The following is a 24,231-nucleotide window of genomic DNA, read 5'->3' on the forward strand; positions in this document are numbered from 1 at the left end:
GCTCCCGCTACTTCATGTACTCCGTGAGCTTGGAGATCGAGGCCAGATCCCCCACGATCTTCACTTCGTCCCTGGCGTGCTGGGCCTTGGTGAAATCGAGGTGGTTCGAGATGTGCGCGCAGGAATCCAGGAGTGTCTTCAGGTGGGTCCGCCAGCGGTCGTGCACCTTGAGCACCGCCGCGCCGCTCGTGAAGTTGCCGTTGGTGAGGGCGATCGCCGCGTCGAAGGTGGCGGGGCGGGCGTGGTCGCCGTCCTTCGCCAGTCGTGTCCGCAAGGCATAGGCGTCGTTCCCGATGGCGCCCAGGTCGTCCCGGTTCACCACCAGATCGGCAGCGCCGCCACCGCCCCCGCCCTCGGCCTGAACTCCGTTGACGCGCATGGCGGTTCGTTCGGCCGCCGCGGAGCGTAACGCGGCCCACTCTTCTTCGAACGACATGAAACTCCCCCCTCGTTCCGTGTGTGCGTACGGTGGCCCTCAGGCCGTCTTCAACTGTTTCATGAGATCGCGCATATCACTGATCAGATCCGCGTGATACTCCTCCGCGCCCGGGAATTCGGGCGGGTCGGACGACGGCTCCCCGTCGTCGGAGCCCGCGTGGTTCATGTCCAGGGAGATGGCGAGCGTGATGACGGCACCGCCCTCCAGGACCCTCAGCTCCGCATCGCGTTCGTCCAGGACCAGCAGATACGCCCGGTCCCCGAGGCCGGGTACGGTCTCCGACCGCTCCGGTTCGTTGCCCAGCAGGCTCATCACACCCGCACGGGCCTCGAACGCGGGCCGGGGGTCGGTCTCCTTGTGCAGTTCCGCCGTCATCCAGACGGTGAGCCCGGAGCTCCATCCCGTGCTGGTGGTGGCGGCGGAGGAGAGCGACACCGAGCACGCGACGCTGTCGAGCGCCGGATGCGCGAGCGGCTGCGAGGAGAGCTCCGGGGGCTCGATCCGCTCGCCCACCGACGCGGTGAGCGCCTTCAGCCGGAGGGCGGAGCAGGAACGTTCCCCCAGCTGGTATCCGTGCGTCTCCGGCTTGCGGTCGATGCCGATGCCGTACACGAAAACCGCCGACGCCCACACGGCGGAGGCCAGCAGCGCCCCGGCCGCGCCCCACAGCAGACCGGAACCGCGTCGGCGCCCGGACGTGGGCTTCCGGTCGAACCCGCCCATTTCGTCGGCGGCCCGGTCCGGGCCCGACTCCCCCACCAGCTCCGGCTCGGTGATCATGCCGGGCCCCTCCCCCGTTCGACATCCCGTACGCCGGTCCGGCGTACGGGCCCCTCAGTTCTTGGCGTTCACCACCGCCGCCTGCGGGCGCACCGGCAGGCGGTTCACCGGGCGGCCGGTGGCCGAGCGGACCGCCGAGGCGACCGCCGCCGGGGCCGTCACGACGGGGACGGCCGAGGCGGGCTTGGCGCCGAAGGGGGCCACCACGTCCCGCTCCTCGACCAGTTTGACGATACGGATGTCCGGGGCGTCCAGCGAGGTCGGCAGCGCGTAACCGGTCAGGTCGGGGTGGCGGACGATGCCGCGCGCGGTGCGGAGGTTCTCCGTGAGGGCCGCGCCGATGCCCTGGGTGATGCCCGCCTCGATCCGGATCGCCAGCTGCTTCGGGTTGAGGACCCGGCCCACGTCCTGGGCGACCGCCATTTCGACCACCCGGATCGAGCCGAGCTCGATGTCGACGTCGACGACCGCCCGTACCGCGCAGAACGCGAGGCCCACGAACGCGTCGCCCTGGCCGGAGTCGTCCAGCGGCTCGGTCGGGTGGGGGCGGCACTGGGCGGTGGCCCAGAGCTCCTTGCCGTCCATCGCCTCCATGACGGTGGTGGAGAGGACACCGTCGTACGAGGTGATCTTGCCGTCCGCGATCTGGAGCAGCTCCGTGGACATGCCGAACTTGTGGGCCAGCGGCTGGAGGAGCTGGGTGCGGACCATCTTCGCCGCCCGCTCCACCGCCCCGCCCGACACCCAGGTGTGGCGGCCGTGCGTGGCCGGGCCCGCCGGGGGCTGGTCGGTGTCGACGGCGGCCACATGGACCTCGTCCACGCCGAGGATCTCCTGGACGATCTGGCGGGCGAGGGTGGTGAAGCCCTGGCCCGTCTCGACCGCCGCGCAGATCACCGTGGCCACCCCGTCGTGGACCCGGACCGTGGCCGTGGAGACCTCGTCCGTGCCCTCGGCGCCGAGCATGTGGACCATGCCCACCCCGTACCCCACGCCCCGGCGCACCGCCCCGGGCTCGCCCGCGCCCTCGGGGCCGCCGGGCAGCAGCCAGTCGTCCTCCGGGGTGTCCTTGGGGAGGGCGGGAAGGGGGTGGTCGCGGACCGCGCGGAGCAGCTCGGCCACCGGGGCCGGGCAGGTCACCGTCTGGCCCGTGGGAAGGATGTCGCCGGTCGACAGGACGTTGCGGAGGCGGAGTTCGGCCGGGTCGATGCCGATCTTCGCGGCCAGCTTGTCCATCTGGCCCTCGTACGCCGCGCAGACCTGCATCGCGCCTTCGCCGCGTACGTGACCGGAGGGCGGGTTGTTCGTCCGGACCGCCCAGCCCTCGATGAAGGCGTGCGGCACGACGTACGGGCCGCAGGCGAACGCCACGGCCGCCGCCAGCGATTCCGAGGAGGCGTCGGCGTACGCCCCCGCGTCCAGCAGGATCTGGGCCTCCACCTTGACCAGCCGGCCGTCCGCGTCCGCGTGGTGGCGGTAGCGCAGGAGGGTCGGGTGGCGGTGGGCGTGGCCGAGGAAGGACTCCTCGCGGGTGGCGGCCAGCTTCACCGGGCAGCCGGTGCGCAGGGCGAGCAGGCCCAGCGGGATCTGGAAGCCGGGGTCCTCGCGGTCGCCGGTCGCGCCGGGGACACCGGTGACGACGACCTTGACCCGGTCCGGCTCCAGGCCGAAGCAGGCGGCGGCCAGATCGCGGTCGGTGTGCGGGTCGGTGGAGGCGGTGTAGAGCTCGACGCCGCCGTCCGGGCGGGGCACGGCGAGGGCCGCCTCCGCGCCGATCGGGGCCGGGTCCTGGCGGCCGATGCGGTAGAGGCCCTCGACCACGACCTCGCCGGTCGCCTCGGCGTCGCCGTACCGGAGCGGGATGTGCCGGATCAGGTTGCCGTCGGGGTGCAGGGGCTCCGCCGCGAACGCCTTCTCCGGGTCCGTGACCGGCTCCAGCACCTCGTACTCGACGGCGATGGCGGCGGCGGCCAGCCGTGCGGTGTCCGGGTGGTCGGCGGCGACGGCGGCGATCGGCTCGCCGTGGTGGCGGACCAGCTCGGCGGCGAAGACCGGGCGGTCGACGACCCGGCGGCCGTAATTGCTGTCCCCGGGGACGTCCTCGTGCGTGACGACCGCGCGCACCCCGGGCATCGCGGCGGCGGCCGAGGTGTCGATCGACAGGATGCGGGCGTGCGGGTGCGGGGAGCGGAGCAGGGAGGCCCAGAGCAGCCCCTCGGCCCAGAGGTCGGCGGCGTACGGGAAGGTGCCCTCGGTCTTCGCGCGGGTGTCGGCGGGCGGCAGCGAGGCGCCCAGGCCCATCAGGGGCGGCTCCTGGCCGGGTCCGTCACCGGGACCGGCGGAGGCGTCGATCCTGGGCAGGCTGGTGCTGGTCGCGTTGGGCGCGGTGGCCGCGTCGCCGGTCACGCCGCCTCCTTGTCGTTCGCCCCGCCGCGACGGCGGCGGGAGGTGACCTGTGGTGTCGCGGGGTGCTGTCCTGGTGTCGCGGGTCTGCGCGCGTCGATCACTGCGCGCCTCCCTCGTTCGGGTGGGGCCGCTGTACGCCACCGGCGCCGGGCTCGGCCTGGTGCGGGATGCGCGCCTCGTCCTGGGCGGCCGCCTCCGCGCTCGCCTCGCGGCCCGCCACGACGTCCGCGACGGCGTCGAGCACGCCCCGATAGCCGGAGCAGCGGCAGAGGTTGCCGCAGAGGGCCTGGCGGGTCTCCAGCTCGCTGGGGGCGTGGTTGCCCTCCAGCAGGTCGTGGACGGTCATCGCCATGCCGGGGATGCAGAAGCCGCACTGGACGGCCCCGCAGGCGGCGAGCGCGCGCTGGACGTCGGAGGGTTCGCCGTCGACGGCCAGCCCCTCGACCGTACGGACCTCGCTCCCGGCGGCGGTGGCGGCGGGCACCAGGCAGGAGGCGACCAGCCGGCCGTCCACCTGGACGTTGCACGCCCCGCACTCGCCCTGCGAGCAGCCGTCCTTGGCCCCGGCGAGGCCGAGGCGCTCGCGGAGCACGTAGAGCAGGGACTCGCCGATCCAGGCGTCGGAGACCGGGCGGTCCACCCCGTTCACGTGCAGGAGGTAGGAGGCGGCGGGGTGTTCGCTCGGTACGTCGACGGGGGCGGCGGCCGGGTCGTGCGCGGGGTCGTGCGCCGGGTCCGGTTCCGGTTCCGCTTCGGGGGCCGGGTCCGGTCCGGCCGCTGCCGCCTCTTCGGGGGTGGGCAGGATTGCGGAGTCGTTCGTGGGGCCTGACGGGACCGTGGGGTCGGGCGTGGGTACGGAGGTTGCTTCCGGCTCCGGTTCCGCTTCCGGGGTGGCGGGGGATTCCGCTTCCGGTTCCCCGCCCTCTGCGCCCTCTGCGGCTTCTGCGGCAGGGAGCGGGTGGGCGGCCTCGGGGGCGGTGCCGTCGGTCGCGTGCTCCTCGTCAGGTCCGGGGTGGGTCTCCTCGGGGTGCGGCTGGGTGGCCCACGGCGCGGGGGCACCGCCGGGGAGCGTCGCGGGGCGCGTGTCGTCCGCGTACCACTGCTGCGGGGGCGCGGCCGAGGCCGGGAACTCGCCCGACTCGTCCGGAAGATCCCCGTCCGCGACCGGGATCGTCCACTGGCCGGTGTGACCGGCGTGGTCGGGGGGTCCGGTGGGGCTGGTGTGACCGGCAGGTTCTCCGTGACCGGTGTGGTCCGCGTGGCCGGTGTGACCCGCGTAGTCACCGGGGCCCGTGTGATCACCAGGGCCCGTGTGGTCCGGGTAGTCCGCGGTGGGCACCGCCCCCGGCGCCGCCTGCTCGCCGATGGCCTCGGTGAAGTTCCACTGGGCCGTCGTGTGCGAGGTGTCCTGGTACGGCTGCCCGTACCCGCCCTGCTCGTTCGGGTCCGGCCAGTGCACCGCGCCCGGGGGCGCCTCCTGGGCGCGCCGCTCGGCCTGGGCCTGCTGCTGGCTCTGCGTCTGCACGACCCAGCTGCCCGTCGCGGCCGGGTCCAGACCGGCGGCCGGGGTCAGCGGCAGGATCATCGGCGGTACGTACCCCTGGCCCGGGGCGGCCAGCGGCGCGTTGTCGAGGTCCTCCGGGGGGAGCGTGACGAACGCGGTGGCGTCCGCGTCGTACTCACCGCTCTGCGGGGTCGGCTCCCAGCCCCCGTACCGGGGGTCGGGGCCGTCGGAGTGGCCGTGCCGCCCGTGCTGGTCGGGGCGTTCCTCATTGCTCACGACAGTGCCCTCCCCAGTGCGCGTCGGGCGAGCGCGGCGACGGTGCGCCGCAGGTGGAGTACGGCCGGGGACAGCGGCGGGGCCTCTGATCCGTCGGCCGGAGGTGCGTGGTCCGGGATGCAGGCGGCGGCGACGTACTCGCCGAAGGCGGCCAGCGCGTCGGGGGCCAGGCCCCGCTCGCCGTCCCAGTCGATCAGCGAGGCGATCCAGCGCTCCGCCTCCAGCGGGCGCAGCGGCATCGGGGCGATGGCGCCGACCGCGCAGCGCACCCCACGCCGGGCCGGGTCCAGCACGATGGCGACCGAGGCGGTGGCGCGGCCGGGGCCGGTGCGGCCGGTGGCCTTCAGGAACACCTGCGGGGCGTGCAGCAGCGGCACCCGGACGAAGCCGATCAGCTCGGCCGGGCCCAGCATCTCGCGGCCGGCCAGCAGATGGGAGACGGGGATCTCGCGGCGGACGCCGCCGGGGCCCGCGACGACCAGCTCGGCCTCCAGCGCGGCCAGCACCGGCAGGGTGTCGCCGGTGGGCGCGGAGGAGGCGATGTTGCCGCCGAGGGTTCCGGCGTTACGGATCTGGGGCGGGCCCGCGGCGCGGGCGGAGGCGGCCAGGGCGGGGATCAGGGCGGCGAAGTCGGGCCGTCCCGTGCGGGCGTGGGTGAGGCCCGCGCCGAGCAGCGCGTGGCCGTCCTGGTAGTGCCAGCCGCGCAGCTCGCTGATCCGGCCGAGGCCGACCAGCGCCGAGGGGCGCAGGAGCCCCTTGTTCACGGCCGCCATCAGGTCCGTTCCCCCCGCCACGGGGACGGCGGCGGGCATGGCTTCCAGCGCCGCCACGGCCTCGTCGAGCGAGGCCGGCAGCGTCACCGACTGCATCGCCTGCGGTGCGTGCGTGGTCAACCCAGCTGCCCCTTCCCGGTCTCCCGGCTGGTCCGCCTGTTGCGCCGTACGGTACGTGTTCACAGGCCGGACGTGGCAACTCTGGCACATCTTCCGATCGGACCGGCGCGAGGGTCCGCGAAGGGCGGTTCCGTCCCTGACCTGGGGGATGGCCCGTTTTCACACGTCTTCGGAGTGGCGGGTGAATTGCCACTCTTCAGCGATGCTTGTACGACTTATTCCGTTCGTGCCGGGGCGGGTTCGGCTCACCCCGGCGTACGCGGCGGGCGGGCGCCGCGTACGCCGGTTCCGGGGTCACACCGCCGGGGTCCACACCTCCGGCGGCGCCCCCTCGCGGGGGAAGCCGCGGACGCCGGGCCGCTTCTGCCACGGCAGCGGGCCGCCCGGCCCGCGGTAGTCGACGCCGAGGGCGTCGAGCCGGGCGTAATGGTCCGTCATGCGCTCCTCGAAGCCGGTGAAGTCCCGTTCGGCCGGGGCGGGCAGGGGTGTCCAGGCGACCTCCGCGAAGGCGGCGAGGCGCGGGAAGACCTGGTAGTCGACACGCGACCTGTTCTGCATGACCTCGGTCCACACGTTGGCCTGGGTGCCGAGGATGTGCCGGACGGCCTCCTCGGAGAGGCCCGGTGGAACGGGTTCGAAGCGGTAGACGTCCTCCAGGGTGCGGACGTATCCGATGGGCATCGGCTCGTCCTCGTGGCCGTCCTGACGGTGGTCCAGGTACACCTGCTGCTCCGGGCACATCACCACGTCGTGCCCGGCCTCGGCGGCGGCGATGCCGCCCGCGTTGCCGCGCCAGGAGGAGACCGCGGCGCCTTCGGCGAGGCCGCCTTCGAGGATCTCGTCCCAGCCGATGAGGCGGCGGCCCCGCTCGGCGAGCCAGGTGTCGAAGTGGCGGATGAACCAGGACTGGAGCTCGTCCTCGTCCTTCAGGCCGAGTTCGGCGATCCGGGCCTGGGCGAGCGGGGACTGCTTCCACTGGTCCTTGGGGCACTCGTCGCCGCCGATGTGGACGAACGGCGAGGTCGTGGCGGGGAAGAGGTCGAGGACCTCCTCGAGGACGCCTTCGTAGAAGCGCAGGGTGTTGTCAGTGGGGGCGAGTACGTTCGGATTGACGCCCCAGGTGTCCCAGACGGAGAGGGTGGTGGTGTCGATGACGTCGGTGTTGCCCAGCTCGGGGTATGCGGCGATGGCGGCCTGCGCGTGGCCCGGGATGTCGATCTCGGGGACGACGCGGATATGCCGCTCGGCGGCGTAGGCGACGATCTCGCGGATGTCGTCCTGGGTGTAGTACCCGCCGTGGGGGGTCTCGTCCCACAGATCGGATTGCCGGTGGCCGTACTTGCTGCGTGAGCGCCAGGCGCCGACCTCGGTCAGGCGGGGGTGGCGCTTGATCTCGACGCGCCAGCCCTGGTCGTCGGTGAGGTGGAAGTGGAAGACGTTCAGCTTGTGGGCGGCGAGGAGGTCGAGGTAGCGCAGGACGTCCTCCTTGGGCAGGAAGTGCCGGCAGACGTCGAGCATGAGGCCGCGCCAGCCGAAGCGCGGTTCGTCCTCGATGGCCACCGCCGGGACCTCCCAGGCGCGCCCCGGCGCGAGGGGGGCGCGGCGGAAGGCGTCCGGGCCCAGGAGCTGACGGAAGGTCTGCGTCCCCCGGAACACTCCGGCGGCGCTGCCCGCGGTGATGCGTAGGGCGTCGGCGTCGGCGGTCAGGCGGTACGCCTCGGGTGCCAGCTCCGCGTCGAGTGCCAGCTCCACGCAGGGGCCTTCGGTGCCCGGGAGCAGGTCCAGACCGGTGGCGGCGCCCACGGTGGCGCGCAGCAGGCGGGCGACGCCCTCGGTGCCCGGTGCGGCGCTGAGGACGGTCTCCGCGTCCAGGACGAACGGCCGTCGGCCGGGCGGCCCCCAGGTCAGGGTGCGCGGGGCGGGGATGAGTCCGGGGGCCGCCGCGCCGCCGGGGGTGCCCGGGCCGGTGTCGGTGTCGGTGTCCCCGGATGCCGGATCGGCGTCGTGGGGTGCGGGGTCGGCGTCGTGGGGTGTCATGACGTCAGTCCTTTACCGCTCCGCCCAGTCCGGAGACCAGGCGTCGCTGTACGAGTACGAAGAAGACGAGGACGGGAATGGTCATCACGGTCGAGGCCGCCATGATCCCGCCCCAGTCGTTCTCGTCCGGTTTGAAGAAGACCAGCAGCGCCATCGGGAGGGTCGACTGCGAGGTGTCGCTGATGATGAAGGACTTCGCGAACAGGAAGTCGTTCCAGGTGGTGATGAAGGAGAAGACGCTCGTCGCCACGAGCCCCGGGAAGACCAGCGGGAAGAGGATCTGCCACAGGAAGCGGGTGCGGCTGGCCCCGTCGATGTAGGCGGCCTCCTCCAGGGCTTCGGGGACCGCCCTGACGAAGCCGCGCAGCATCCAGATGGCGAAGGGCAGCGAGAAGGCGAGGTGCGGCAGGATCAGCGAACCGAGCGTGTTGAGCTGGCCGAAGTCCCGCATCAGGAAGAACAGCGGGATGGTCAGCGCCTCCACCGGCACCATCTGCGCAACCAGGAACATGATCAGCAGGGTGGTGCGGAACTTGAAGCGGAAGCGGGTCACGGCGGTGGCGGCGAGAAAGGCGATCAGCGCCGAGAGGATGACGACCGTGCCCGCCACCAGCAGGCTGTTGAGGAAGTAGCGGCCGAAGTCCTGCTGTTCGAAGACCCGGCGGAACGAGTCGAGCGAGGGCGCGAGCGTCCAGGGCCGGGGGTCGGTGGACTGGATCTCCCCGGCCGGTTTGAACGCGGAGAGCACCATCCAGTAGAGGGGGAAGGCGACCGCCACGGCGATCAGCAGGGCGGCGGCCTCGGCGGCCAGCCGGCCGGGCCGCTTGACCCGGAGCAGCGTACGGATGCGGCGTGCGCCGCCTCGTACGGTGTGGTCGGTCGTCGCGCTCACAGTTCCTCCCCCTGGCGCCGCACCAGGCGCAGATAGACCAGCGTGACGGCCAGCAGGATCACCAGCATCACGACGCCGATCGCCGAGCCGAGGCTGTACTGCGAGGACGCGAACGCCTTCTGGTACGCGTACACGTTGAGCACCAGGTTCTGGCCGGCGATGCCGCCGCCGTTGGTCATGACGTAGATCTGGGTGAAGACCTTGAAGTCCCAGATGATCGACTGGATGGTGACGACGATCAGGATGGGCTTGAGCATCGGCGCCATGATGGTCCGCCAGATCCGCCACTGGGACGCGCCGTCCAGCGAGGCGGCCTCCAGCACCTCGGTGGGGATGGCCCGGATGCCCGCGTACACGGTGACCATGACGAACGGGAACGAGCACCACAGGACTTCGAGGAGTACGAGCGCGAAGGCGCTGTAGCGGCCGTACGTCCAGGAGAAGTCACCGAGGCCGAGCACCTTGTTCACGGGTCCGAAGTCGGGGTCGAAGAGGAAGACCCAGACCGTCGAGCCGGTGATCGCGGGGGTGGCCCAGGCGCCGAGCGCGGCCATCATCAGCGCGAGCCGGGGCAGGGCGCGGATGCGGGTGAGCAGGACGGCCATGGCGCAGCCGACGACGAGCGTGGAGACCACGCAGGCGGCGGCGAAGAGGACGGTGGCGAGGAGGACCTGCCAGAACTGGCTGTCGTTGAAGAGGGTGGCGTAGTTGTCGAAGCCCTTGAAGGTGGTGGGTTCGCCGCCGCTGACCTGGGCCTGGGTGTACTCCAGGAACGAGATCAGGCCGAGCTGGTAGATCGGGTAGACGAGGAGCCCGGCCAGCAGGACGAGGGCGGGCAGCAGATAGAGCCAGGGGGTCCAGCCGGAGTGGTGCCGGGGCGAGGCGGACCGGCGGCGCCGGGGCGGGCGGCCGGCGGGGGTGCCGGTGCCCGCCCCGGCCGCCGCGGCGGCCGGGGCCTTGAGGGGCGGGGTGTGCGTGGTCATGGTCAGCCCGCGTCGGTGAAGGCCGCGTCCATCTTCTTCGCCGCGTCGTCCGCGGCCTGCGCCACGTCCTTACGGCCCGAGACGATCTCCTGGAACATGGTCGGCAGGACGAGGGAGGCGTCGATCTGGCCCCAGGCGGGCGAGGCGGGGACGAACTTGGCGCCCGCGCCGAGGGTCCGGACGAACGGGGCGACGAAGGGCTGCTTCCTGGCGGCGTTGTCCAGGACGTCGGTGTAGGTGGGCAGGAAGCCCATCGCGTCGAACATCTCGGCCTGGGTCTTCTTGCTGGTCAGCGACTTCATCAGATCGACGGCGAGGGTGCGGTGCGAACTGCTCTTGAGGACGCCGATGTTGTTGCCGCCCGCGAAGGCGGGGGCGATGGAGTTCTCCGCGACGCCGGGCAGCGGGACGACGGCGTACTTGCCCTTGACCGAGCCCGCCTCGACGGCCGCGTGGCTGAAGTCGCCGCCGATCGCCATGGCGGCCTTGCCGGAGGCGAAGGCGGTGACGGTGGCGTTGCCGCCCATGGAGGCGCACTTGGCGGCCGGGCAGTTGTCGTCGCCGAAGAGCGAGGTGTACGCCTCGATGCCCTTGCGGGCCTTCTCGCTGTTGATGCCGGACTTGTACGTACCACCGGTCTCGCCCGCGATCTCGCCGCCGTGGGACCAGATGAAGGGCATCGCGCCGTAGGTGTAGGCGCCGCCGACCGCGAGGCCGTAGAGGTCGGGCTTGGCCTTGCGGATCTTCTTGGCCGTGGAGATCAGCTCAGCCTGGGACTTGGGGGGATCGATGCCGAGGTCCTTGAAGACGTCGGTGCGGTAGTAGAGGGCGCGTACGCCGACGAAGAAGGGCGCTCCGTAGACCTTGTCGCCGACGGTGACCGACTGCTTGGCGATCGGGTCGGTGTCCCTGGCCTCGTCCCAGGCGTCGAACTCCGCGGTCACGTCCGCCAGTCCGCCGTCCTTGACGTATCCGGCGGTGTCGCTGTTGCCGTACTCGATGAGGTCGGGGGCGCTCTTGGGGTCGTTGAAGGCGGCCTTGATGCGCTGGGCGCGGGTGTCGACGGGTATGTACTCGACCTTGACCTCGGTGCCCTGGTGGCTCTTCTCGAACGCGGCGACCGCGTCGTTGACGACCTTCTCCTTGGGCTTGTTGCCGACCTCCTGGAAGAGCCAGACACGGAGAGTGCCGCTCTTCTCGTCACCCTTGGCACTGGTGTCGGAGGTCTGCGGCGCACAGGCGGTGGCGGTGAGGCCCGCCAGCACAAGCGCCGCGACGGGGGCGGCAATTCGGGCAGAAAGCTTCATCCGGGAACCCCTACCGGTCATGCGTTGCATTATGTGCAACGTGCGTTTCGTTCTGCACAACTGGCAGGAGAGTAAGGGCCGGTTCCGGTGCCGACAAGTGGTCTCCACCACTCTGTGACCAGCGGGAGCAGCCCGTGCAACGCGAGCGTTCGGTCACGGTCCGTCACCGGAAACGCAAAGGTCCCCGGTACGCGCGTCAACCGCGCGTACCGGGGACCGTGGAACCTGAGAGGAGCCGGGCCCTACTTCTTGCCCTTGTCCTTGCCGCCCTTGCCCTTGTCCTTGTCGCCGCCGGCGCCCATGGACTCGTAGATCTCCTTGCACATCGGACAGACCGGGTACTTCTTGGGGTCGCGCCCCGGCACCCAGACCTTGCCGCACAGCGCGACCACGGGAGTGCCCTCCAGGGCGCTCGCCATGATCTTGTCCTTCTGGACGTAGTGGGCGTAGCGCTCGTGGTCGCCGTCGCCCCTCGACACCTGCGGCGTCGGCTCTACGAGGGTCCCCGTACCTGCCCCGCGATCGGGCTCAAGAGTGCTCATAACCGCCAAGGGTACTGAAAGAAGGTGCCTTCAGTTGAGCGAAGGGTCGTCCGGATACGTGGCGATCATCGCGAGCTCGCTGCGCTGGCGGCGCAGCACCGCACGCCAGAGGCGCTCGGGGCGGGTGAAGGAGACGTCGCCGGGCTCGGACTCGACCACGTACCACGCACCCTCGGTCAGCTCGCCCTCGAGTTGACCCGGGCCCCACCCCGCGTACCCGGCGAAGATCCGCAGCGAGCCGAGGGCGGGTCCGAGCAGCTCCGGCGGGGTCTCCAGGTCGACCAGACCGATCGCCCCGTGCACCCGGCGCCAGCCGAGGGGGCCCTCGCCGCCGGGGATCACCGCGACGCCGAGCGCCGAGTCCAGCGAGACCGGGCCGCCCTGGAAGACCACGTCCGGCTCACCGGTCAGCCCGGCCCAGGGGCCGAGGATGTCACCGACGCCGACCGGGGTCGGGCGGTTCAGGACCACGCCGAGGGAGCCCTCCTCGTCGTGGTCGAGGAGGAGCACCACCGCGCGGTCGAAATTCGGGTCCGCGAGGGCGGGCGCGGCCACGAGCAGTCGCCCTGTGAGCGAGGACACCTCCGTCATGGCAGAAATGATCCCGCATCTTCGCCCTTCGCGGGGGCCGGGCGGCCGTGATGCCCCCATCGGTGGAGCGAGCGCAGCTCAGGGCGCACGGAGGCACGGGGAGCGCACCGCGCGGGCGGTATCCGGGGGCCATCCGGACGGTGACCCTCCGCAAGATCGGGTGCGCGGAGGGTGTTGTGGCGGATTCATGACGTTCGTACACCCCCCTTCGCCTTACGGAAGGGGGGTAGGAGGCCATTACCCTTTTCGTTGGCCCCCTGCCCGACCACTCCGGAACGCGAGATACATGACCGGCACAGACGATGTCCTGCTTGTCCACGGCGGCACCCCGCTGGAGGGCGAGATCCGCGTCCGAGGCGCCAAGAACCTGGTGCCGAAGGCCATGGTCGCCGCGCTGCTCGGCAGCGGGCCGAGCCGCCTCCGCAACGTTCCCGACATCCGTGACGTACGGGTGGTCCGGGGGCTCCTCCAGCTGCACGGCGTCACCGTCCGCCCCGGCGACGAGCCGGGCGAACTGATCCTCGACCCCTCGCACGTCGAGAGCGCGAACGTCGCTGACATCGATGCCCACGCGGGCTCGTCGCGCATCCCGATCCTCTTCTGCGGCCCCCTGCTGCACCGCCTCGGCCACGCCTTCATCCCGGGCCTGGGCGGCTGCGACATCGGCGGCCGGCCGATCGACTTCCACTTCGAGGTGCTCCGCCAGTTCGGCGCGACCATCGAGAAGCGGGCGGACGGCCAGTACCTGGAGGCCCCGCACCGGCTGCGCGGCACCAAGATCCGGCTGCCGTACCCCTCGGTGGGCTCCACCGAGCAGGTGCTGCTCACCGCCGTCCTCGCCGAGGGCGTCACCGAGCTGTCCAACGCGGCCGTCGAGCCGGAGATCGAGGACCTCATCTGCGTACTGCAGAAGATGGGCGCGATCATCTCCATGGACACCGACCGGACCATCCGGATCACCGGTGTCGACAAGCTCGACGGATACACCCACCGGGCGCTCCCGGACCGCCTGGAGGCGGCCTCCTGGGCGTCGGCGGCGCTGGCGACCGAGGGCAACATCTATGTGCGCGGCGCCCAGCAGCGCTCGATGATGACCTTCCTCAACACCTACCGCAAGGTCGGCGGTGCCTTCGAGATCGACGACGAGGGCATCCGCTTCTGGCACCCGGGCGGCGCGCTCAACGCCATCGCGCTGGAGACGGACGTCCACCCCGGCTTCCAGACCGACTGGCAGCAGCCCCTGGTGGTGGCGCTGACGCAGGCCGCGGGGCTCTCCATCGTCCACGAGACGGTGTACGAGTCGCGGCTCGGCTTCACCTCCGCGCTCAACCAGATGGGTGCGCACATCCAGCTGTACCGCGAGTGCCTGGGCGGCTCGGACTGCCGCTTCGGCCAGCGCAACTTCCTGCACTCGGCGGTCGTCTCCGGACCGACGAAGCTCCAGGGCGCCGATCTGGTCATCCCCGACCTGCGCGGCGGCTTCTCGTACCTGATCGCGGCGCTGGCGGCCCAGGGGACCTCCCGGGTGCACGGCATCGACCTGATCAACCGGGGTTACGAGAACTTCATGGAGAAGCTGGAGAAGCTCGGCGCGAAGGTGGAGCTGCCGGGCGGTTCCCTGGTCTGACCCCGCACAGTGCTGCCGCACACAGCACTGCGCCAACCGGTGCCCCGGTCCCCCTGAGGGGGCCGGGGCACCGGGCTTTCCGGACCCGGCTCCCGGGCTCGCACGGACCCGGCTCCCGGGCGCGCGGGAGCCGGGGCAAGCGCTCGCACGGGCCGTCAGGCGCCGCAGGTGCCCGAGGCGGCCCCTCAACGGCCCCGGGGCGCCCCGCCCGTACGCCGGTGGCACCCGGGGGCCCGCACCGCGCACGGGGGCATGAGCGGCCCGCATGTGCCCCCGGCATGCGCGAGGGCGGCCACCCCTGGTCGGGGGTGGCCGCCCTCTGTTGCGCCTGTGGGGTTACTTGCCCTTGGCGGCTTCCTTGAGCTTCGAGCCCGCGGAGACCTTCACGCTGTAGCCGGCCGGGATGTTGATCGGGTCGCCGGTCTGCGGGTTGCGCGCGGTGCGAGCGGCACGGTGGGTGCGCTCGAAGGTCAGGAAGCCGGGGATGGTGACCTTCTCGTCGCCCTTGGCGACGATCTCACCGACGGTCTCGGCGAGCGCGGCCAGCACGGCGTCGGCGTCCTTGCGGGTCACCTCGGCACGGTCGGCCAGGGCGGCCACCAGCTCACTGCGGTTCATGTTGTTACTCCCGTGTTCTTCTTGCCTGTGAGGCGTGAGATCGAAGCCGATGCTGCCAGGGCCCTCTGACAGTCCCCGGACCCGGGTCTGATGTCAGACCCTCGCGCCCGATTACGCATCCTGCCCCCACCTGCGGCGGGAAAGCCAATCCGGAACCCTTCAGGGTCAACGAAAAGCGCCACTGTCTGCTCGTGGTGACGTTCCGTCGGCTTCCCTTAGCGGTCCGCAGCGGATGCCGGGCCCCGCGGGGCCCACTGCCCGCCCACCCTAAAGGGGCGTTTGGGGCGCCGCGACCCGCGACGCGCCGTACGGCACGGGCGGGTGCGGCCCGGGGTGTCCCGCGCGTACCCCTGGGAGGGGCCGCGAAACAGGGGTGGGAGAGGCGGGGTCAGACGGCTGCGGAGGAAGCCGTTCCGGCGCCCGCGGCGGCCTTGGCGGCGGCGCGGACGGCTCCGGCGACCGCACCGGCGACCTTGTCGTTGAAGACCGAGGGGATGATGTAGTTCGCGTTGACCTCGTCCTCACCGACCACGTCGGCGAGGGCTCCGGCGGCGGCGAGCATCATCTCCGTGTTGACGGTGCGGGACTGGGCGTCCAGCAGACCGCGGAAGACACCCGGGAAGACCAGCACATTGTTGATCTGGTTGGGGAAGTCGGAGCGTCCGGTGGCCACGACGGCGGCCGTCTCGCGGGCGACCGCCGGGTCGACCTCGGGGTCCGGGTTCGCGAGCGCGAACACGATCGCGCCGTCCGCCATCGCCGCGACGTCGTCGCCGTTCAGCACGTTCGGGGCGGAGACACCGATGAAGACGTCCGCGCCGACGACGGCCTCCTTGAGGGTGCCGGTGACGCCCTCGGGGTTGGTGTTGTCGGCGATCCAGCGCAGCGGCGAGTCGGGGTCGGCGGCGACCAGGTCCTCGCGCCCGGCGTGCACGACACCGTGGATGTCGGCCACCACGGCGTGCTTGACACCGGCGGCGATCAGCAGCTTCAGGATGGCCGTACCGGCCGCTCCGGCACCGGACATGACGACCCGTACGTCACCGATGCTCTTGCCCACCACGCGCAGGGCGTTGGTCAGGGCGGCCAGGACGACGATGGCGGTGCCGTGCTGGTCGTCGTGGAAGACGGGGATGTCCAGGGCCTCGCGCAGCCGGGCCTCGATCTCGAAGCAGCGGGGGGCGGAGATGTCCTCCAGGTTGATGCCCGCGAAGCCGGGGGCGATCGCCTTGACGATCTCGACGATCGCGTCGGTGTCCTGGGTGTCCAGGCAGATCGGCCAGGCGTCGATGCCCGCGAACCGCTTGAAGAGGGCCGCCTTGCCCTCCATGACGGGCAGCGCGGCCATCGGGCCGATGTTGCCGAGGCCGAGCACGGCGGAGCCGTCCGTCACGACTGCGACGGAGTTGCGCTTGATGGTGAGGCGGCGCGCGTCCTCGGGGTTCTCGGCGATGGCCATGCAGACCCGGGCGACGCCGGGGGTGTAGATCATCGAGAGGTCGTCACGGCTGCGGATGGGGTGCTTGGACGCCATCTCGATCTTGCCGCCGAGGTGCATCAGGAACGTACGGTCGGAGACCTTGCCCAGGATGACGCCCTCGATGTCGCGCAGACCCTCGACGATCTCGTCCGCGTGCGAGGTGGAGGTGGCGGCGATCGTGACGTCGATCCGCAGCTTCTCGTGGCCGGACGCGGTGACGTCGAGGCCGGTGACCGAGCCTCCGGAGGACTCGACGGCCGTGGTGAGCTGGGAGACCGCGGTGCCGCTCGCGGGCACCTCCAGCCTGACCGTCATCGAGTACGAGACGCTGGGCGCCGTTGCCATGGCCGAGTCCTTCGCTTTCCTCAAGCTTCATTGCTTCGCATCCGGAACCCTCGTTCCGGTCACGCTTCCCGAATCGTCGCACCTACCGACTGGTAGCCGGTAATGAGTGCCGCCTTTCGGAAAGTATTTTCCACCATACGAGAAGTCACCCGTTCGGCGGAACCCCCAACGGCCGGAAAGACCCCTGCCGCCCCCCAGGAACGAGAACAGGCCCGCGCCACCATCAGGTGACGCGGGCCTGTCTTTTTTCCTCAGTCAGGTGGCACCGACCCGCCATGCTCGCCTCGCGGCAAGTGGTCGCTCGAAGCGACGAAGGTTGGGCCCGGGGGCTTGGATCGAGCCGGTGCCAGTACCACGGTAACAAAGACCCCGGAGAAGTGATTCCCGTGCGGCGGGTTGACCCGCGAAACCTGTTCCGACCACCCGATCGGCCACCGTGCGGTTGCCCCCGGCAGTCCCTCAGCAGGTCCGGATCAGCCCCTCGGCAGCGGACCCGGGTCAGTCCCTCAGCAGGTCCGGCACCCCGTCCCCGTCCGGCATGTCCCGCTCCCCCGACACCACCGTCAGCTGCTGCGTGGCCCGGGTCAGCGCCACGTACAGCACCCGCAGCCCGGCCGGGGACTCGTCCGCGATCTCCGCGGGCGAGACGACCACCGTGGCGTCGTACTCCAGCCCCTTCGCCTCCAGGCTGCCCAGCGCCACCACCCGCTCGCCCAGCTCCGCCAGCCACTCGCGGGCCTGGGCGCGCCGGTCCATCGCCACGACCACACCGACCGTGCCGTCCACCTCCGCCAGCAGCCGGCGCGCCTCCTCCCGGACCGTGGCGGCCAGATCCCCGTCCCGTACGGGCTCGAAGCGCGGCACCACCCCGGTCGAGCGCACCGCCGACGGGGACTCCATGCCCGGCATGGCCAGCGCCAGCACCTTCGCGGCCAGCTCCGCGATCTCGGCCGGGTTGCGGTAGTTGACGGTGAGGGTGAAGCGGCGGCGCGGCCGGGAGCCGAGCGCCTCGTCCCGGGCGGCGGCCGCCTCGTCCGGGTCGGACCAGGAGGACTGGGCCGGGTCGCCGACGACCGTCCAGGTGGCGTGGCGGCCCCGGCGGCCCACCATCCGCCACTGCATGGGCGTCAGGTCCTGTGCCTCGTCGACGATGACGTGGGCGTACTCCGTGCGCTCCGCCGCGAGCCGCTCGGCCCGCTCCCACTGGGTCTCCTCGCGCTGCGGCATCAGCTCCTCCAGGCCGGAGAGCTGGTCCAGCGGGTCCATCTCGCGCTTCCGCTTCGGCCGGGCCACCGTGCCCAGCAGCGCCTGGAGCTCGTCCAGCAGCGCCACGTCGTGGACGGAGAGGGGGCCGCTGCCGTCGGCCGTGTCCAGCCGCTTCAGGGAGCGGGCCAGGCGGCGCACCTCGCCCTGGTTGAGGATGCGGCGGGACCAGCGGGCCAGCCGCTTCTCGTCGGCCATCGCGGCCAGCACCCGACGCGGGGTCAGCTCGGGCCACCACGCGTCCAGGAACTCCAGGAACGGCGTCTCGGTGGAGACGTCCTCGTCGAAGGACGACCGCAGCTCCGCCACCAGCTGCGGGTCCGTGTAGCGGCCGCGCCCCGAGGACTTGCTCCACAGGGCGTCCAGCAGCAGCTTGCGGGCGCGCGGGCGCAGCAGGTTGACGGGGGCGGTGCCGCCGAGCACGTTGTGCCGGATGCGCCGGAGCTCGTCGGCCTCCAGCTCGATACGGGCTCCGAAGGCGACGACCCTCAGCCGGGTGGGGGTGGCCGGGGCGGGCTCGTCCTCGAAGGCGAGCTGACCGCCCTCGTGCACCGGCCGCGGCACCTCCAGCGCGCCCCGGGCCGCCTTGCGCAGCACGTGGAGCATCCGGGAGGAGCCCTTGATCCGGGCGATGGCCGGTTCGTCGTAGGCGGTGGCGCCCTCCGGCCCGGTCGCCTCCTCGGTGAGCGAGCCGATCGCGCGGATCGCGACCTGGCCCTCCTCTCCGAGCGAGGGCAGCACGCCTTCGGTGTACGCGACCAGGAGCGGGGTCGGCGAGACGATCAGGATGCCGCCCGCGTACCGCCGCCGGTCCTGGTAGAGGAGGTAGGCGGCCCGGTGCAGGGCGACGGCCGTCTTGCCGGTGCCGGGGCCGCCGGTGACCTCGGTGACGGAGGCGGCGGGGGCCCGGATGACCAGGTCCTGTTCGGCCTGGATGGAGGCAACGATGTCCCGCATGGTGTGGCTGCGGGCCTGGCCGAGGGCGGCCATCAGGGCGCCGTCGCCGATCACCGGCAGCTTCTCGCCGCCCAGATACGCCGTCAGCTCCGGGCGCATCAGGTCGTCCTCGACCCCCAGGACCCTGCGGCCCTTGGAACGGATGACCCGGCGGCGTACGACGCGGCCGGGCTCCTTCGGGGTGGAGCGGTAGAACGGGGCGGCGGCCGGGGCCCGCCAGTCGATCACCAGCGGCGCGTAGTCGGAGTCCAGGACCCCGATGCGGCCGATGTGGAGCGTCTCGGCGATATCGGCGGTGGCGTCCTCGCGTACGGCGTCGTCGGCCGGCTCGACGGAGGTGTACGCGCCGTCCGGGCCGCGCTCGCCGTCCTTGCCGAGGAGCAGGTCGATCCGCCCGAAGAGGAAGTCCTCGAACTCGCTGTTCAGCCGGTTGAGGTGGACGCCCGCCCGGAAGACCTGGGCGTCCCGCTCGGCGAGGGCGCCGGGCGTGCCGACCTGCCCGCGTTTGACGGCGTCGTGCATGAGAAATTCCGCCTCGTCGATCTTCTCTTCGAGACGGTGGTAAACGCGGTCCAGATGATCCTGTTCGACACCGGTCTCCCGGTCCCGCAGCGAATCGACAGCGGCATCCTGCGCGGCCACCGAGGCCCCCTTCTGACGTGCACTGGGCAGCCGTCAACCCTATGCGAAGGGGGGCCCTCGCGCACCTGTCGCCCGCGTCGCGAGTGTTGCGATTGCGCGTCGGAAAGCGGGCCGGAACGCGGCCCCGGCGTGGAACGCGTTCCGGGTCACGGGCCGGAGTTACGGGACGGGGTCTCAAGGGCCGGAGTTACGCGCCGGAGCGGCCGGGTCCGCTCAGGCGCCGATCTCCACCAGCCGCTCCCCGTCGAACGTACGCACCTCGAAGCGGTCGATGTCCTCGCGGGCCATCGCCGCGCCGCCGTGCACGTACAGCGGGCTCCGCGCCGAGGCGTGCGCCGAGTCCTCGATGCCGTACCCCCACTTCGGGACGGACCAGGAGGTGACGACCTCCTCCTCACCGGTCTTGGAGATGGCGATCAGGGTGCACTTCTGCGGCCCCTTGACGTTCTTCAGCTCCAGGACCGTGTGGGTGCCCCACGCCTTCTCCTCCATCCCGACCGTCGCGCCGACCCGGGTGGTGGGGTCGCTCGCCGACACCTTCTCCGTCATGTGCTGGAAGAAGGCGTCCTCGGCCGGGCTGGTGGGGTGCGGGCCCCCGACGGCGACGGAGCGGTCGCCGCCCTCGTCGCCCCCGGTGACGGCGACGGCGGCGACCGGCCCGCCGATGATCAGGGCGGCGGCAGCGGCGATGAGATACCGGCTGCGCTTCGTCCGCCGGTGCCGCCGGTGCGCGACCTCGTCCATCAGCCCGCCGAGCACCTTCGGCGCGGGCCGCTCGGGCACGTGCGGTACGGGGCGGGCGCCGGGCAGGGACGCCGGGGCCTCGGCCAGCATCGCGAGCATGGGCTCCATCCCGGCGAACTCGTCGAGGTGCGCGGAGCACCGGGCGCATCCGGCGAGATGGGCCTCGAAGTCGCTCGCCTGCGCGTCGTCCAGGATGCCCAGGACATAGGCGGCCGCCGCGTCGTGCTCGGACCCTTCGGAGCCGCCGGGGAAGGACGGCCCGGGGCCGGTGGGACCGCCGGAACCAGCGGGATACCGGGGGCCGTTGGGGGGTCCGGGGCTCATGGGGCGTCCGGGGTCCGTGCCGTAGCCGGGGCTGTCGGCGTGCCCGAGGCCGTTGGGGCGTCCGGGGCCGGAGGAGTGCCCGGGGCCGTCGGGACGTCCGGAGCCGTCGGGGTGCCTGGGGCCGGAGGAGTGCCCGGGGTCCGTGCCGTAGCCGGGGGTGGAGAGGTACGCGGGCCCTGAGGGGTGTGCAGGACCCGCGGGATACGGGGGACGTGGGGGGTGCGAGGGACCGGTGGGCATACGGGGGCCCGGAGTCCGGGGCCCGAACGGCTGCCACTGCTGGTCGCTCATGCCGTGATCCCCCTCTCTTCGAGTGCGAGCTTCATCGAACGGAGTGCGTAGAAGACCCGGGACCGTACCGTCCCGCTGGGGATGCCCAGTACTTCGGCCGCCTCATTGACCGTACGTCCTTTGAAGTAGGTCTCGACCAATGCTTCCCGATGCGCGGGCGTCAAATCTTCCAGCGCGTCCGAGAGCGTCATCAGCCACAGCGCCTTGTCGATCTCGTCCTCCGCGGGAATGACCTCCAGCGGCGACGGATCGACCTCGCGCGGCCGGGCCTGCCGGCTGCGGTGGCCGTCGATGACGATGCGCCGGGCGACCGTCACCAGCCAGGGGCGGACGGAACCGGTGGCCCGGTTGAGCCGGCCGGCGTTCTTCCAGGCACGGATGAGCGTCTCCTGCACGACGTCCTCGGCCCGCTGGCGGTCGCCCGCCACCAGCCGGAGGACGTACGCGAGCAGCGGCCCGGCGTGCTCGCGGTAGAGCGCCCGCATCAGCTCCTCGTCGGGTATCCCGGCCGGGGGCGTAGGCGGCTCACTGCGATGTCGAGCCCTGTGCGGACGGTCATCGGCCACGGCCGCATCCTTGCGCACCCGAACCTCCCGGTCGAGACCCCGTGTGGATCTCTTCCGCCATGGATACGGGGGCGGGCACCGGATCATTCAACGACGGGCGGATTCTTTTCCTCCGGGGCACCTCCGGGCCTCTCCACCGGGGCGCCCGCGGGTCTTTCCACCGGGGCGCTTCCGGCGGTACGGCGCCGGTGCCGGGCGACCCGTTCGCGGTTGCCGCAGACCTCGCCGGAGCACCACCGCCGACGGCCCCCGCGCGAGGTGTCCAGGTAGAGCCGGTCGCACGCCCCGCCCGCGCAGCGGCGCAGCGCGGCCCGCGCCACCGGGTCGGTGAGCAGGTCCACCGCGTCCCGCGCCACGACCGCCAGGAGCCCCGCGCAGTCGGGTTCGGCGCTCAGGGTCCGTACCAGCGCCCCGCCCTCACCCCGCACCGCGCGCGGCCCCGGCGGAGCGGCGGCGGCAAGGGAGTTGACCCGGTCCAGAGCGCCCCTCTCGCCCTTACAGCCGAGTTGGGGCACCACCGATTCAACCGGAGTGCCACAAGAGGCCAGTTGGGCCACCATCAACCGCTCCACGTCCGCCCGCAGCTCCCGGAAGCGGGTCAGCCAGGTGGTGTCCAGGGCGGTCAGCGCGGTGCCCGGCGGGACGAGCCGGGCGGCGGTCAGCCAGTCGGCCAACCGCCCCGGCCCGTCGAGCTGTTCACGGCCGCCGCGCCCCGCGCCGCCGGGCCCGGTGGCCACCAGGTCGAGGCAGATCCGGCCGGAGTCGAACCGCCACACGTACGCGCCCCTGCCCGCCGCCATGAGCCTGTCACCGCCTCGGGGTCACCGGTCGGATGCCACCCTCCAGAGTGCCCCCGCCGGGCCCGCACGTCACCCCCGCTACCGTGGCGGCCATGAGCGGACACGGGGAAACAGCGGCCGGGGCGGACCTCACCCTCACGGCCGACGGGCTGCTGCTGCGGCCCTGGCGCGAGGAGGACGTACCGGCGCTGCTGAAGGCGTACGACGATCCGGTGATGCGGCAGTGGGTGCGGCTGCCCGTCTCCACGCCCGAAGAGGCCGCCCGCTGGCTGGAGTCACAGCGTGCGGGGTGGGCGTCCGGGACCCGGTTCGGCTTCGCCGTGACGGATGTCTCGCGGGGCGGGGAGCTGGTCGGCAACCTCGCGCTGAAGCGGCCGGGTCCGGGCCCGGAGCGGGCCGAGGTGGGGTACTGGACGGCGGCGTGGGCGCGTGGGCGGGGCGTGGCGCCCCGGGCGCTGGAGGCGCTCACCGCCTGGGCGTTCGCGGCCTTCGCCGAAGAGGGTCTGGTCCGGCTGGAGTTGCTGCACCAGGTGGACAACGTGGCGTCCTGCCGGGTGGCGGAGAAATCCGGTTACGCGTTCGCGGAGCTGCTGGACGCGCTGCCGCCGGAGTTCCCGCTCGACGGCCATCTGCATGTGCGCGAGGCGCCGTCGACGGCGTACGGGAGCGGCGCCGCTCACCGCCCGCCCGACGTGTCCCCCGCCGGGTCCAGCGAGAGCCGGTAGCCGCGTTTGACGACGGTCTGGATCAGCCTGGGCGCCCCCAGCGCGGAGCGCAGCCGGGCCATCGCCGTCTCCACCGCGTGTTCGTCGGTGCCGCTGCCGGGCAGGGCGCGCAGCAGTTCGGCGCGGGCCACCACCCAGCCGGGGCGGCGGGCCAGGGCGTGCAGGAGGGCCATGCCCGCGGGCGGTACCGCGCGCAGTTCGTCGTCGACGAGCACCGCGTGGCCCCGGATCTCCACGCGGTGACCGGCGACGGGCAGGACCCGGGCGGTGGTGGGGAGTTGGGCGCAGACGAGCTGGACGAGGGGGCCGAGGCGGAAGCGTTCGGGCTGGACGGTGGGGATGGACCGGGCCTGGAGCGGGAGTGCGGTGACCGGTCCGACGCAGGCGGCCAGGACGTCGTCGCGCAGCGCCCCCAGGATCTCCGGGAGCAGCCCGCGGACCTCAGCGCGGCCCAGGAACGAGGCGGCGGCGGGGGCGCTGGTGAAGGTGACGGCGTCCAGGGCGCGGGCGGCGGTGACGTCGAGCATCCGGTCGAGCGGGGCGATGTCCTGCGGGGGCATCCAGCGGTAGACGGGGACGCCGACGACCTCGGCGCCCGCCGCCTGGAGGGACTCGATGAAGCCGGGGAGCGGTTCGCCGTGCAGCTGGAGGGCGATGCGGCGGCCCGCGACGCCCTCGGCGAGGAGCCGGTCGAGGACTTCGGCCATCGATTCGGACCCGGGCGACCATGCCTCGGTCAGCCCGGCGGCCCGGACCGCGCCCTTGACCTTGGGACCCCGGGCGAGGAGTTCGACGCCGCGCAGCCGCTCCAGGAGCGCGTCGCCGATGCCCCAGCCGTCGGCGGCCTCCACCCAGCCCCGGAAGCCGATGGCGGTGGTGGCGACCACCACGTCGGGGGCCCGGCCGATCAGTTCCCTGGTCGCGGCGAGGAGTTCGCTGTCGTCGGCGAGCGGCACGATCCGCAGGGCGGGGGCGTGCTGGACGGCGGCGCCGCGCCGCTTGAGGAGGGTGGCGAGTTCCTCGGCGCGGCGGGCCGCGGTCACCCCGACCGTGAAGCCCGCGAGGGGGCCGTGCGTCGTGTCGTCGTCCTGCATGGCGTGTTCCCCGGCTCCCGTGGTCCCGCTGGTGTGCGAGGTGATCCCGCTGGTAGGCGCTGTGGTCCCGCCCGTACACGTGCGTGCTGTGCGGTCCCGCCCGTA

The 24,231-nt window shown here is 72.4% G+C and carries 20 protein-coding genes; 2 read left to right on the forward strand and 18 right to left on the reverse strand.

Annotated elements, in window-relative coordinates:
- Nucleotides 1-7 precede the first annotated feature (7 nt).
- From B7C62_11460 to B7C62_11510, 11 genes are all read right to left on the reverse strand, one after another.
- A complete protein-coding gene (locus B7C62_11460; protein ARF72821.1) occupies nucleotides 8-436 on the reverse strand; it encodes a hypothetical protein in 429 nt (142 codons plus the stop codon).
- A 39-nt stretch (nucleotides 437-475) separates the two neighbouring features.
- A complete protein-coding gene (locus B7C62_11465; protein ARF72822.1) occupies nucleotides 476-1,219 on the reverse strand; it encodes a hypothetical protein in 744 nt (247 codons plus the stop codon).
- Nucleotides 1,220-1,273: 54 nt separating this feature from the next.
- Complete coding sequence (locus B7C62_11470) at nucleotides 1,274-3,625, reverse strand: oxidoreductase (GenBank protein ID ARF72823.1); 2,352 nt, start codon at nucleotides 3,623-3,625, stop codon at nucleotides 1,274-1,276.
- Between the two features lie 97 nt (nucleotides 3,626-3,722).
- Nucleotides 3,723-5,405 carry a (2Fe-2S)-binding protein gene (locus B7C62_11475; protein ARF72824.1) on the reverse strand — a complete coding sequence of 561 codons (1,683 nt, stop codon included), beginning with the start codon at nucleotides 5,403-5,405 and terminating at the stop codon, nucleotides 3,723-3,725.
- The gene (locus tag B7C62_11480) at nucleotides 5,402-6,298 is read right to left on the reverse strand and encodes a dehydrogenase (GenBank protein ARF72825.1); all 897 of its coding nucleotides are present in this window, start codon (nucleotides 6,296-6,298) and stop codon (nucleotides 5,402-5,404) included. Before B7C62_11480 ends, B7C62_11475 begins: the two co-directional genes overlap by 4 nt.
- A gap of 294 nt (nucleotides 6,299-6,592) precedes the next feature.
- A complete protein-coding gene (locus B7C62_11485) occupies nucleotides 6,593-8,335 on the reverse strand; it encodes a beta-N-acetylhexosaminidase (protein ARF72826.1) in 1,743 nt (580 codons plus the stop codon).
- A 4-nt stretch (nucleotides 8,336-8,339) separates the two neighbouring features.
- The gene (locus B7C62_11490) at nucleotides 8,340-9,227 is read right to left on the reverse strand and encodes a sugar ABC transporter permease (protein ID ARF72827.1); all 888 of its coding nucleotides are present in this window, start codon (nucleotides 9,225-9,227) and stop codon (nucleotides 8,340-8,342) included.
- Entirely contained in the window at nucleotides 9,224-10,210 is a 987-nt protein-coding gene (locus B7C62_11495; GenBank protein ARF72828.1) for a sugar transporter, read from the reverse strand. The genes B7C62_11490 and B7C62_11495 overlap by 4 nt, the downstream gene beginning before the upstream one ends.
- 2 nt (nucleotides 10,211-10,212) lie before the next feature.
- The gene (locus B7C62_11500) at nucleotides 10,213-11,517 is read right to left on the reverse strand and encodes an ABC transporter substrate-binding protein (GenBank protein ARF72829.1); all 1,305 of its coding nucleotides are present in this window, start codon (nucleotides 11,515-11,517) and stop codon (nucleotides 10,213-10,215) included.
- Nucleotides 11,518-11,759: 242 nt separating this feature from the next.
- Nucleotides 11,760-12,059 (reverse strand): hypothetical protein, encoded by a 300-nt coding sequence (locus B7C62_11505; protein ID ARF72830.1) that lies wholly within the window; start codon nucleotides 12,057-12,059, stop codon nucleotides 11,760-11,762.
- 30 nt (nucleotides 12,060-12,089) lie between these two features.
- Entirely contained in the window at nucleotides 12,090-12,650 is a 561-nt protein-coding gene (locus B7C62_11510) for a hypothetical protein (GenBank protein ARF72831.1), read from the reverse strand.
- Nucleotides 12,651-12,936: 286 nt separating this feature from the next.
- Here B7C62_11510 and B7C62_11515 point away from each other — a divergent pair, with 286 nt between their 5' ends.
- Entirely contained in the window at nucleotides 12,937-14,277 is a 1,341-nt protein-coding gene (locus B7C62_11515; protein ID ARF72832.1) for a UDP-N-acetylglucosamine 1-carboxyvinyltransferase, read from the forward strand.
- A gap of 336 nt (nucleotides 14,278-14,613) precedes the next feature.
- Here the strand turns inward: B7C62_11515 and B7C62_11520 are convergent, their stop codons facing one another.
- From B7C62_11520 to B7C62_11545, 6 genes are all read right to left on the reverse strand, one after another.
- A complete protein-coding gene (locus B7C62_11520) occupies nucleotides 14,614-14,895 on the reverse strand; it encodes an integration host factor (GenBank protein ID ARF72833.1) in 282 nt (93 codons plus the stop codon).
- 388 nt (nucleotides 14,896-15,283) lie between these two features.
- Nucleotides 15,284-16,720: an NAD-dependent malic enzyme gene (locus B7C62_11525; GenBank protein ID ARF72834.1), complete on the reverse strand. Its 1,437-nt coding sequence runs from the start codon at nucleotides 16,718-16,720 to the stop codon at nucleotides 15,284-15,286.
- A 498-nt stretch (nucleotides 16,721-17,218) separates the two neighbouring features.
- Nucleotides 17,219-19,612: a helicase gene (locus tag B7C62_11530; GenBank protein ARF72835.1), complete on the reverse strand. Its 2,394-nt coding sequence runs from the start codon at nucleotides 19,610-19,612 to the stop codon at nucleotides 17,219-17,221.
- 183 nt (nucleotides 19,613-19,795) lie between these two features.
- The gene (locus B7C62_11535) at nucleotides 19,796-20,650 is read right to left on the reverse strand and encodes an RNA polymerase subunit sigma (GenBank protein ARF72836.1); all 855 of its coding nucleotides are present in this window, start codon (nucleotides 20,648-20,650) and stop codon (nucleotides 19,796-19,798) included.
- 287 nt (nucleotides 20,651-20,937) lie between these two features.
- On the reverse strand, nucleotides 20,938-21,525 hold the full coding sequence (locus B7C62_11540) for an RNA polymerase subunit sigma (GenBank protein ID ARF72837.1): 588 nt from the start codon (nucleotides 21,523-21,525) through the stop codon (nucleotides 20,938-20,940).
- A 65-nt stretch (nucleotides 21,526-21,590) separates the two neighbouring features.
- Entirely contained in the window at nucleotides 21,591-22,307 is a 717-nt protein-coding gene (locus B7C62_11545; protein ARF72838.1) for a hypothetical protein, read from the reverse strand.
- Nucleotides 22,308-22,399: 92 nt separating this feature from the next.
- Here B7C62_11545 and B7C62_11550 point away from each other — a divergent pair, with 92 nt between their 5' ends.
- A complete protein-coding gene (locus B7C62_11550) occupies nucleotides 22,400-23,032 on the forward strand; it encodes a GNAT family N-acetyltransferase (protein ARF72839.1) in 633 nt (210 codons plus the stop codon).
- Here the strand turns inward: B7C62_11550 and B7C62_11555 are convergent.
- Nucleotides 22,984-24,126 (reverse strand): uroporphyrinogen-III synthase, encoded by a 1,143-nt coding sequence (locus B7C62_11555; protein ARF72840.1) that lies wholly within the window; start codon nucleotides 24,124-24,126, stop codon nucleotides 22,984-22,986. The genes B7C62_11550 and B7C62_11555 overlap by 49 nt on opposite strands.
- Nucleotides 24,127-24,231 lie beyond the last annotated feature (105 nt).

It is taken from the genome of Kitasatospora albolonga (assembly GCA_002082585.1).
GTDB classification, from domain to species: domain Bacteria; phylum Actinomycetota; class Actinomycetes; order Streptomycetales; family Streptomycetaceae; genus Streptomyces; species Streptomyces stephensoniae.